8 protein-coding genes are annotated in these 11,148 nt (G+C 42.3%); 2 read left to right on the forward strand and 6 right to left on the reverse strand.

The genetic code is table 11. From position 1 onward, the window contains the following. Positions 1 to 33 precede the first annotated feature (33 nt). Positions 34 to 1,944 carry a TonB-dependent receptor domain-containing protein gene (locus AS194_RS08170; RefSeq protein ID WP_058025020.1) on the reverse strand — a complete coding sequence of 637 codons (1,911 nt, stop codon included), beginning with the start codon at positions 1,942 to 1,944 and terminating at the stop codon, positions 34 to 36. Positions 1,945 to 2,346: 402 nt separating this feature from the next. On the opposite strand from AS194_RS08170, the gene AS194_RS08175 reads away from it, so the two are divergent. Next, entirely contained in the window at positions 2,347 to 4,317 is a 1,971-nt protein-coding gene (locus AS194_RS08175) for a mechanosensitive ion channel family protein (RefSeq protein WP_058025021.1), read from the forward strand. Between the two features lie 40 nt (positions 4,318 to 4,357). Here the strand turns inward: AS194_RS08175 and AS194_RS08180 are convergent, their stop codons facing one another. The 5 genes from AS194_RS08180 to AS194_RS08200 all read right to left on the reverse strand — a co-directional run bounded on the left by AS194_RS08180 (position 4,358) and on the right by AS194_RS08200 (position 8,794). Beyond that, positions 4,358 to 4,990, reverse strand: a complete 633-nt coding sequence (locus AS194_RS08180; protein WP_058025022.1) for a DNA-3-methyladenine glycosylase family protein — start codon at positions 4,988 to 4,990, stop codon at positions 4,358 to 4,360. A 170-nt stretch (positions 4,991 to 5,160) separates the two neighbouring features. Then, the gene (locus tag AS194_RS08185) at positions 5,161 to 5,892 is read right to left on the reverse strand and encodes a Smr/MutS family protein (protein WP_058025023.1); all 732 of its coding nucleotides are present in this window, start codon (positions 5,890 to 5,892) and stop codon (positions 5,161 to 5,163) included. A gap of 107 nt (positions 5,893 to 5,999) precedes the next feature. Continuing rightward, a complete protein-coding gene (trpC, locus tag AS194_RS08190) occupies positions 6,000 to 6,875 on the reverse strand; it encodes an indole-3-glycerol phosphate synthase TrpC (protein WP_058025024.1) in 876 nt (291 codons plus the stop codon). A 72-nt stretch (positions 6,876 to 6,947) separates the two neighbouring features. Next, on the reverse strand, positions 6,948 to 8,069 hold the full coding sequence (gene trpD, locus AS194_RS08195; RefSeq protein WP_058025025.1) for an anthranilate phosphoribosyltransferase: 1,122 nt from the start codon (positions 8,067 to 8,069) through the stop codon (positions 6,948 to 6,950). Positions 8,070 to 8,170: 101 nt separating this feature from the next. Beyond that, positions 8,171 to 8,794: an anthranilate synthase component II gene (locus AS194_RS08200; RefSeq protein WP_058025026.1), complete on the reverse strand. Its 624-nt coding sequence runs from the start codon at positions 8,792 to 8,794 to the stop codon at positions 8,171 to 8,173. 811 nt (positions 8,795 to 9,605) lie between these two features. Between AS194_RS08200 and glnA the strand changes: the two genes are divergently transcribed. Next, positions 9,606 to 11,015 (forward strand): type I glutamate--ammonia ligase, encoded by a 1,410-nt coding sequence (glnA, locus tag AS194_RS08205; RefSeq protein ID WP_058025027.1) that lies wholly within the window; start codon positions 9,606 to 9,608, stop codon positions 11,013 to 11,015. Positions 11,016 to 11,148 lie beyond the last annotated feature (133 nt).

Consider the following 11,148-nt stretch of genomic DNA (forward strand, 5'->3'; position numbering starts at 1 on the left):
ATAACGACAGGATTTTTATACTGCTAGACAGGCTTAGAACCAGTTATAGGTTAAAGACGTGAAGAAGTTAGTGCCGTCGGTGTTATAACCAGGTAAGGTAATATACTTCTTATTAGTAACATTATTAAGACGCGCGGTCATAGTTAGGTTATTGGTTAACTGATAGTTGCCACTAATATTCAACAAACCATAGCTGTCAACGAGTTGTGCATCAGTATTATCAGTGCCACTGTAGTAATCATCTACATACTGATATTCAGCACGAATATCTAAGCTTGGTAAACGATATCCCATGTAGACTAGGCCTTTATGCTCAGGACGAATAGCAAGAAAGTTACCATCATTGGCTTTACCGCTATCATCTTTAGCTTGCTGATAGTCATAACTACCTCCAAGCAGATAATTATTGATAACCCAATCTGAAGTTAATGAAACCCCTTTAGTTTTTGTTTGTTCAATGTTTTCATAACTACCACCAATATATTTTCCATCACTATCGTATAGCGCATTAAAGTTAATTAAATCATCAACTTTGTTATGATAACCTGTCAAGCGTGTGGATTGTAGCAATGTCTCATATTCGATGAAAGCTTCATAGTTATCACTAGTTTCAGCATTTAGTCTAGGATTTCCGGAGCCTGGATAATATAATTCGTTAAAATCAGGAGCGCGGAAGCCTTTAGCGTAGTTAGCACCAATACGTAAGCTCGGGTTGAAATGATAAGCGCCACCTAAATTATAAGTGGTTTGGTCGCCATGCTGCGAGTTATCATCGAAGCGTATATTGGCTTGAGCATCAAACTGATTATTAGCTAGCAGATAGCCTAAAAACGCACTTTTTACATCACGGTCTTCAATATTATATCCAGAAGCTGTAGTGTCTAAACTTTGGTCTAGGTATTCTAAACCATAAATAGCTTGTCCAACGGGTAGTCTATGCTTACCAATTAAGTTAATTTGATCTTGTTTGGTATCGAATATATCGCCAAACTTGTTATCCAGTTTATCAATAGAATGACCGTATTGTAATTTCACTGATGAGCCAGGCAAGTAACGCCAATCAACAAAGGCTTGAGCAGCTCCATTTTCTTGGTCAGAATAATCGTCTCGTGTCGCTCCATTATCAAATTCAATAGTTGATTTGCTGTATAAAGCACTAACACCTGTTGACCATTGCTCATTGATACGTTGGTTTAAAGCAAGACTGACATTATCGCTTTCATAGCCATCATTGTCTTGATTAAAACCATAAGCACTTGGAAGTTTTGCGTTAAAGCCATTAGTTTCATTATGGCTAGCTGACAGACTTAATGTAGTACCTTCGTTATTAGCAAACTGTGCTGCTGCACCATAAGTATATTGATCGTTAGAACCTACACCAGCTGTAATCGAGAATTGGCTTTTTTCAACGTTGCTGCCTTTAGTAAATATTTGAACAACGCCACCCATTGCGTCTGCGCCATAGATGCTAGAGCCTGAAGCACCGTATAATATTTCAATACGCTCAATTTGATCAGCAGGTAATAAGCTTAGCGTAGCCCCACCAGCGCTTAGCGAGCTATAGCGTATACCGTCAATAAGCACTAATATTTGCTTACCTTCATAGCCTCGCATGTATATTTTTGATACTGAACCCATACTGCCGTTAGAGTAATGGCTAATACCTGGTTGGCGCTGCAATATCTCTAAAGCCGTTTGTCCTTGATAACGCTGCAGCTCTTCGCTATCAATGACGCGAGTTTGTGCAATCACATTACTGGTTTTAGTGGGCGTACGCGTGGCTGTTACGACAATTTTGTCAAGCTCAACTTGGGGCATCTCGCTATCGTTAGTATTGATTACCTCAGGGGTCGCCGCCATTGCTGTGTTGACTGCAAATAAACCAAGCGCGCTTAAAATACTTAGGCGAAGATAGGTACGTGAAGATGAACGTGATAAAGACATGATTGATTCCAAAGTAATCAAATTAAAAAATACAGACATAAAAAATAACTATTAAGACGTAAAAGGTGTCAAAAATTACAAAAAACAGTATATAAGCAAAACTGCGCTCATTATCTACAAAAGTTCCGCCTTTATAAACCACTTTAACCTAATGTTTCTTCACGGTAGGATGAATATAATTCATGATGAGATGCTACTCATTCATTGGAAAGCTACTTTTCTTATTAATACATATCATTTTTAGCAAGTGAGAGAGGTTGCACAGAGCAATAAAAATAACTGACTCACACAGTTAGCGACAAAAACCTATAATCAAAAGCACTGCTGTTATAAATAATTGTTATCATAGTGCCGATATTATGTGTTCTTCATTGTGCCACTCATAAAGTTAAGAGGTTTGTTTTGTCTACTCAGCATAATCTGACTTCCAGTACCGCATCCCCTTCATCGAAATCTACTCTTAAGATACCATTTGCGGTCGTATTGCTTCTACTGGCGATGATATTAAGTATTGTGTTGCCAAGAACCGCTTTTGCTGTTGACGCTGGTTCGCTTGGCGTTGGTGGTGATAGTAGTGAGGAGACGGTAGCTACACCTTTACCTGATTCATTTGGGCGAGATACGCCGCGTCATACTGTACAGGGTTTTATCAGTGCGCTGGGCGAAAACGACTACTTGCTGGCAAGTAACTATCTAAATTTATCCAAGTCCGATAACCCAACGACTGTCGTACGTCAGTTTAAACAAGCGCTCGATGCGGGTGGGCGATTCCAACCTGATTTGCAAATCAGTAATACCCCTGAGGGCAATCTCACGGATCAATTACCACCGAATCAAGAAAATGTCGGTGTGATTAATATCGGTGAAAAAAGTGTGTCGTTGTTACTAGAAAAAGTGGTCTCTAAAGAGAACGAGCAGTATTGGCAGTTCTCGAGTGAGACGCTGAGTTCCATACCAGAAGTGATAGAAAACTCAGAGCCGACCTTGGTATCGCGCTACACGGTGGATTCATTAGATGGCAAAAAGCTCTTTGGTTATCAGCTGGCTGATTTGGTCGCTGCGCTATCCATGATTGTGAGTAGCTTTGTCCTCACTTATATCGCAGTATGGCTGTTATACCATCTATTGAGGATTGTTTATCCTCGTGTGCGCGGCGTGCCTTTGCCATTACCTGACAAAGTGATACTGCCGCTTTCTGTGGTCATTATGGCGCTGATCTTATCTGAAGTGATGGTCTATGCAGGCGTGTCCGTCACGCTGCGCGAACCAGTCAATCGCTTTACTGATATTGCTTCTTGGCTTGCGCTAACTTGGCTGCTATTACGAGTTATTGATGCCATATTTACTCGAGCGGTCAACCTAAGCTATAAGAAAAACTATACTGAGCGTGTCTCAATCTTGGGACTGATGCGAAAAGTCGTCAAAGCGCTACTCTTAATATTTGCGGTCATTGTCATTTTTGGTAATTTGGGTTTTGACTTAACCACGGGTATTGCTGCACTGGGTGTGGGTGGTTTAGCCTTGGCACTTGGTGCACAAAAGACCATTGAAAACCTTGTTGGTAGTGTCGTAGTCGTCGCGGATTCACCAGTACGTATCGGTGATTATTGCAAATTTGGCACTTATGAAGGTACTGTTATTGACATCGGTATTCGCTCATCACGTGTGCGCACATTGACACGGACCGTTGTCACGGTGCCAAACGGTGATTTTTCATCGATGCAGATTGAAAACTTTACCTCGCGTGATATGTTCCGCTTCTTTCATCAGTTATATCTGAAGCGTACTGCGGATATCGATGTGGTCTTCAAGATGGTCAAAGACTTAGATGAGTTTTTAAATGAGCATTACTTGACCAACCAAGAATGGAATCAAGTTAATATTTTAGAGCTACGCCAAGACTGCTATGTCATTCAGTTACAGGCATATATCAATGCCAATAATGTGATGGAGTTTTATGATAAGCAAAACGTGGTATTCGTTGATGTATTAAACCAAGTCGCAAAATATGATGTCGAACATGCATTGCCAACCCAGCAGCTGATTGTCAATCAAGCTGAGCTTGAACATCATATGGAAAACAATACTGCTGAAACAGAGGATGACGCCTCAGAAGACCATAGCGATACGAATAGCAATGAAACGAACGTCAGTCTAGAAAGTAATGATGAAAATAATTCTGATGATGTGACTATCAACAAAGACCCCGACAATGCTAACGATGATATGGCAAATAACCAAAAGCCATCTATGGCAACTGTCAGTAGAAAGGGTGCGCTCAAAGCGCTCAAACACAAAAGTCGTATGCTAAGAAAAAGCAAATTTAAGCACACTAAAAACAAATTTAGCTTGTCTATATGGAATCAGCCTTAGAAGTGATTTTTCCATATAGGCAATTATTCTACACGGTCAGCTATAAAGGTACTGCGGTTTTATTGCGTAATAAGCCGTAGTATGACCAGAGCAGTAAGCTGGCAGCGCTGCGATACGGTGACCAGTGATGAGTGAGGTTGTTAAGCTGCTTAGGTGTCGGTCGTTCGGCTAGACCCAGCAACGCCATCGCTGCCACTTTGATCGCCAAATCATCGACCGCGAGTATGTCTGCACGTTTTAAGGAAAATAATAAATACATCTCTGCGGTCCAGCGTCCGATACCAGTGACCGCCGTAAGCGTTTTGATGGCGTCTTCATTAGGCATATTTTCTAAAGCTGCAAAATCGATATTATGATCGACCAAGGAGCGGATATAGCGAGTTTTTTGTTTAGACAGCCCTTGCGCCTTTAAGGTATCGTCTGTCGCTTCACGAATGTCATGAGGTGTGGTTAATTTGGCCTCAACCAATCTTTTCCAAATACTTGCCGCCGCCGCAACAGACAACTGCTGACCGACCATCGCTCTCATTAACTGCTCAAATCCACCTGCATTGTGCCTAAGATCAGGTAGACCAACTTGCTCGTAGACAGCCGCGAATTTTGGCTCAATTGCAATCAATGCGCTGATGTTTTCGGATAGCTCTTGGGGTGTCTCAATGGTTTGTATGCTCATATTGATGTCACTTTGGCAGTTAAATAGTGAGTGGATAATTCAATAGTAAAGGCTGATAGGCGAATATCAAAGGAATAATCGTTAAGGATTGACAGGTGGATAATCGATAAAAAAAGGACTGCTTATGGGCAGTCCTTTTTTATTTAATACCGTTGAATCACCAATACAACCTATTCACCATCTGTTTTAGGCTTTTTGAGCAGTACCAATACCGCGCCATTGCCACCGTCTTTTGGCGGTGCAGAGCAAAATGCCAATACTTCTGGCAATTGGCGTAACCAACCATTGATACAGGTTTTTAGAATTGCTTCGCTACCTTTACCGTGGATGATTTTTACCATGGTTTCATTTTTCTGCTTCGCTTGACTCAGTAGCTGAGTCATGGCATCGCGGGCTTCTTCTATCGTACAACCATGGATGTCTACCGCATCGTACCAACGCAGCTTGCCTTTTTTGAGCTGGTCAAAGATTTTATTTTGCAAGGTTGGCTGCTTATATGACAAATAGGCTTCAGCGGCGACAGGATTCAGTAGGGCTTGCATGTCTGACAAGCCTGCGCCTAAATCGCTGGCTTCACTGCCTTGAGCGGCCGCACGTTTTGATAGTGTTGCGGCATCAGGTTTACCTACTCTTGCCGTGCTAGTAGGTGAGCGTACGTTTTTGTCTTCTAGCTGAATGACACCATGCATAGCTTGCATGAACAGTACTTTATCATCGTCAACATGTTCACTGTCTAGCTGCTTGACGGTCTTTTTCACTTGCTTTTGAGTCAGTAATGACACTGGCTCAGTGGGCTTTTGGTTTTCACCTTCAGGTGAGTTGGTATCACGGCCTTTACTTAATTGGCCTTTTAATTCTTTGAGCTGGTCTTGCATTTCTTTTGAAAACAGAGAGTTTGACATAAAAGTTAACGTATCGTTGGTTGATGAATGAAAGGTTGAGTCATTTATAGGGTAAATATTTTATTCAAGCTATCTGATTCTATTGAGGCTTGAACTATTGAGTTACTTTACTCGTCTACTGCAACGCTCGCAAGTAAGGATTGTAACGCTTGTCCAGGGTGATCGGTTTTCATAAATTGTTCACCGATTAAAAAGTGCTGAATATCATGACTTAGCATAAGCCGAATATCATCACTGCTATGAATGCCGCTCTCGGTCACGATCAGTGGTGTGCTCGCTGTATCGTCAGTATCGGCTGCGAGCGCTTCTATTAATAGGTTTTTTAAATCAAGTGTGGTTTGCAAACTGACCTCAAATGTATTTAGGTCGCGATTATTGATACCGTAGATATTGTGTGCTGAGCGTGGCAGTTGTAGCGCTCGCTCAAGCTCAGACTGTGTATGTACTTCTATCAATACATCCATACCAAGCTCAATACTGAGTGCGTGCAACTCTTGTACTTGTGTGTCATCTAGGCAGGCCATGATGAGTAAGATGCAGTCAGCACCCATTAAGTAAGATTGATATATCTGATAGACATCAATCATAAAGTCTTTGCGAAGTATTGGTAAGCTTGAGACATTTGCCGCTTGAATAAGGTACGTATCATCGCCCTGAAAATAATCGCGATCAGTCAACACTGATAGACAGCTGGCGCCCGCTTGCTCGTACTGCTGCGCAAATAGAGCAGGGGTAAAATTATGATTGATAATGCCTTTGGAAGGCGAGGCCTTTTTGATTTCAGCAATAATGCCAACACCATTATTTTCAGTGCTAGCAGCACGTAAGGCAGCAGCAAAACCTCGGCGCGGTTTGTTAGCAGCTGCGACTTGCGCTTTTAAGTCTGCAAGAGATAGCGCCGCGCGAGCTGCTTTTACTTCTTCTACTTTGGTTGCGACAATGCGCTGTAGTACCGAAGGTATGTCTGAATGAGTTGTGGTCATGCTGTTATCCGAATATTGTTAAAGGTAAATAGGTAGTGATATATAGTTTTGCACTGTATTGGTGCGTATAAATCAACCCTCAATCACTAGCTGCTGCGTGTATTTGGCCAAAGACTCAAGCTTGAGTAAAGCATCACCATTTTGGATAATTTTTTGAGCTCGGCTAACGCCATTAGGATAGTTGCTGGCAAGTCCGGCGGTATATATTGCCGCACCTGCGTTCAAAGCAATCATATCGCGGGCTTTAAGTACAGCACGGTCATGGGTATCAGCACCAGATAGAGCAGCGCGGATCAGTGCAAGGCTTTGCTCAGGAGAGTCGACATCGAGACCAATCAGGGTTTGCGATTCGATACCTGCATCTTCTGGCATCATCTCATAAACGGATATTTCACCATCTTTTAGTTCAGCAACTGTGGTCGAGGTTGCTAGACTGATTTCATCCAGACCATCTTTTGCGCCGACGACCATGACATGCCGTGCGCCTAGGTTTTTCATGACTTTGGCAATTGGCTCACACAGCTGCGCGGTAAAGACACCAATAACTAAATTGGGCGTACCAGCTGGATTGGTCAATGGACCTAAAATATTAAAGATGGTACGTGCTTTTAGCTCACGACGTACAGGATTGGCATAACGCATGGCGCTGTGATGGTTGGGCGCAAACAAAAATCCAACCCCTTCATTCTCGATACAATCTTTTGCTTGTTCTGGAGTCAGCGCAAGACTGATGCCTGCTTGCTCAAGCAAATCTGAGCTACCAGATCTGGTTGAGACACCACGATTACCATGCTTGGCAACTTGTGCGCCAGCCGCCGCGACAACGAATGCCGATGCAGTCGATACGTTAAATAAGTTGGCACCATCACCGCCAGTACCAACGATGTCGACCAAATAGTCGCAGTTTTTTGGCTCAATATTGGCAGCCAGCGCACGCATCGCACTGGCTGATGCGGTGATCTCATCGATAGATTCACCTTTCATACGTAGACCTGTCAAGATAGCGCCCATCATCGCGTCGCTACATCTACCTTGCATGATGATCAGCATCACTTGATACATCTCATCAAAGGTCAAATCGATGTGCTGAAAGATTCTACTCAAAGCCGTCGTCAATAATTGATGTACTTGGGCATCAGACAGTTTTGCAATATCCTCTGGCGTGTGAGCTTCTTCTGTTTTTGTCGTACTCATGATGATCTCGCTTATGATTGTTTTTTTATGTGAATCTGTTTTTTATGTGAATCTATCTATGATTTGAGATAGAGTAATGAAAGCAGGTTCTTAAGTCAAAACTAGCCTACCTGTGGTAGCGCATCTGATGCTAGTTTCGCCAAGCCATAAGTGTGTAAAAAGTTATTAAGTAGTTGATAACCTGCTTCGCTCAAAATGGACTCAGGATGAAACTGGACGCCTTCTATGGCAAGTGACTTGTGACGGATACCCATGATCTCTTCAATACTACCATCAACATTCTGCGTCCATGCGGTCAGCTCAAAACAATCTGGCAGGGTACGCTTGTCAATGACAAGTGAATGATAGCGTGTGACTTGCGATGGGTTTGGAAGCCCAGCAAATACGCCTTGGTCATTATGATAGACGGCTGATAACCGTCCGTGCATAACTTCGCCTGCTTTGACGACTTGTCCACCAAACGCCTGCCCAATCGCTTGATGACCCAAACAAATACCAAGTATCGGAATAATGCCTTTGAATGTCTCGATAACTTCGAGCGAAACACCCGCACGATCAGGGTCGCATGGACCTGGGCCAACAACAATCACGTCCGGTGCTAACGTTCGAATCTGCTCGATATTGACTTGATCATTACGCCAAACGGTGATGTCCTGCTGCAATTCACCAAAATATTGTACGATATTGTACGTAAAGCTGTCGTAATTATCGATCATCAAAATCATGAAGGTTTCAACTTATTAGTTTTATTCTGTTTGTAATATGGCATATACGCCTACCGTTGTTCAGGGCTTTAGTTACCAAACAAAAGCAGCTATGATTACGACAGAGGGCGTTATGGCGCGCGGTTATCTTACCACTATTTTGTTCTCTATCAAATGCAGAGCATGGGCTAGCTAAATAAGCATTACATAAAAATATTTTTCTCTCATCATAATGATTTCACGAGCAGAGAAAAATCAGCAAATCGATATTTTATTATTGCACCGTAAAAGAACAATATAATAATTATAAAATTTTCTCAGCACCAATATAGTGCAAAATTATTACAATTAGTGCGTCGAATAACCTCTCAACATAGAGGTTGTTAGCAAAAATATATTGTTATATAAAAATTATTTGGCGTAAGTCACTGTAATTATTGGAAAATGTTGTTTTAATTGAGGTAAATAGTAATTTCTTTGAGATATTGGCATAGCCTTTGCATTTAGGCTGGTATGATTATTGATGACCATAAAAACGGGTCTAAAAATAATTATTCATAAGCGCCAGAAGAGTTCAGCATTATGAGTTGTATATTGCTAGAATGTCGTTAGGATTGAATTGGCGTATGTTAGACCATGTGCACAAATATTGGTCTGATTGAGTAAACGCTTTAGATGAGCATCTTGACTAATACGCAAAATAGTGCTGATAATAAGCATAATATCGAATGCGCTATTTTAGTATTGAGAGCACATCTGACATTCTTGGACAAGAACATCATATTAATAATTTTAAATCGCAATTACGTGATCAACACAACGGAGACTATTCATGTCGAATAAACTATTAGATCTTATCCAATCCTCTAATGCTAAATGGGTTGATTTTCGCTTTACTGATACGCGCGGCAAAGAGCAGCATATCAGCTTCCCAGCGCATACCGTTGATGAAGATGTCATGGAAGATGGCAAAATGTTTGATGGCTCATCAATCGCTGGTTGGAAAGGTATCGAAGCGTCAGATATGATCTTGCGTCCTGATCCAGAAACTGCTTTTGTTGACCCGTTCTTTGACGCGGTGACTGTGGTAGTGACTTGCGATATCATCGAGCCATCAACGCTACAAGGTTATGACCGTGATCCACGCTCTATCGCACGCCGCGCTGAAGAGTACTTAAAATCCACTGGTATCGGTGATACTGCTTACTTCGGTCCTGAGCCTGAGTTCTTTGTATTTGACGATGTAAAATGGTCAGTCGATATGTCTGGCGTTAGTCATAAAATCACGGCTGAAGAAGCAGCATGGTCGACTAACGAGACTTACGAGTGGGGCAACATGGCGCATCGTCCACGCGTCAAAGGCGGCTACTTCCCAGTACCACCAATCGATAGCTCACATGATATGCGTGCTGTTATGTGTGAACGCATCGAAGAAATCGTTGGTGAAGGTTCAGTTGAAGTTCATCACCATGAAGTTGCGTCTTGCCAGTCTGAAATCGGTGTTGCATTCAACACGATGGTACGTAAAGCGGATGAAGTTCAGCAATTGAAATATGTTGTCCATAACGTGGCGCACCAGTTTGGTAAAACAGCGACCTTTATGCCAAAACCAATCGTTGGTGACAACGGTTCAGGTATGCACGTACATATGTCGATCTCAAAAGATGGCGTAAACACGTTCTCTGGTGATGAGTATGCTGGTCTGTCTGAGACAGCATTGTACTTTGTTGGTGGTATCATCAAGCACGCTCGTGCATTGAACGCAATTACCAACCCATCAACGAACAGCTACAAGCGTCTGGTACCGCATTACGAAGCACCTATCAAGCTTGCGTATTCTGCATCAAACCGCTCAGCGTCTATCCGTATTCCGCACGTGAGCAGTCCAAAAGCAGTACGCGTCGAAGCGCGTTTCCCAGATCCAACGGCCAACCCATACTTAGCATTTGCTGCGCTATTGATGGCAGGTCTTGACGGTATCCAAAACAAAATGCACCCAGGCGAAGCAGCTGACAAGAACTTATATGACTTGCCACCAGAAGAAGAAGCGCAAATCCCAACGGTTGCAGAGAGTCTAGATGTTGCGCTACAAGCACTAAAGGATGACCATGACTTCTTGTTAAAAGGCGATGTGTTCACTAAAGACATGCTAGACGCATTCATCGCACTTAAAGAAGATGAAGTACAACGTCTAAACGTGACTGTACACCCTGTCGAGTTCGATATGTACTACAGCTGCTAATAATGAGTTAGTCGATTAATTGAATAAAAAAGAACCAGTCAAGTGAATCTTGGCTGGTTTTTTTGTACCTGTTCAAAAAGATAGTGGTATAGATGGATGATATTTTTTGGTGTAATGGACAAAATTCATGCTA

The organism is Psychrobacter piscatorii, from assembly GCF_001444505.1.
Classification (GTDB): domain Bacteria; phylum Pseudomonadota; class Gammaproteobacteria; order Pseudomonadales; family Moraxellaceae; genus Psychrobacter; species Psychrobacter piscatorii_B.

Coding starts and splice junctions, on each gene's coding strand:
- AS194_RS08170 (WP_058025020.1), bottom strand. CDS start 1,944: ATGTCTTTATCACGTTCATCTTCACGTACCTATCTTCGCCTAAGTATT.
- AS194_RS08180 (WP_058025022.1), bottom strand. CDS start 4,990: ATGAGCATACAAACCATTGAGACACCCCAAGAGCTATCCGAAAACATC.
- AS194_RS08185 (WP_058025023.1), bottom strand. CDS start 5,892: ATGTCAAACTCTCTGTTTTCAAAAGAAATGCAAGACCAGCTCAAAGAA.
- trpC (WP_058025024.1), bottom strand. CDS start 6,875: ATGACCACAACTCATTCAGACATACCTTCGGTACTACAGCGCATTGTC.
- trpD (WP_058025025.1), bottom strand. CDS start 8,069: ATGAGTACGACAAAAACAGAAGAAGCTCACACGCCAGAGGATATTGCA.
- AS194_RS08200 (WP_058025026.1), bottom strand. CDS start 8,794: ATGATTTTGATGATCGATAATTACGACAGCTTTACGTACAATATCGTA.
- glnA (WP_058025027.1), top strand. CDS start 9,606: ATGTCGAATAAACTATTAGATCTTATCCAATCCTCTAATGCTAAATGG.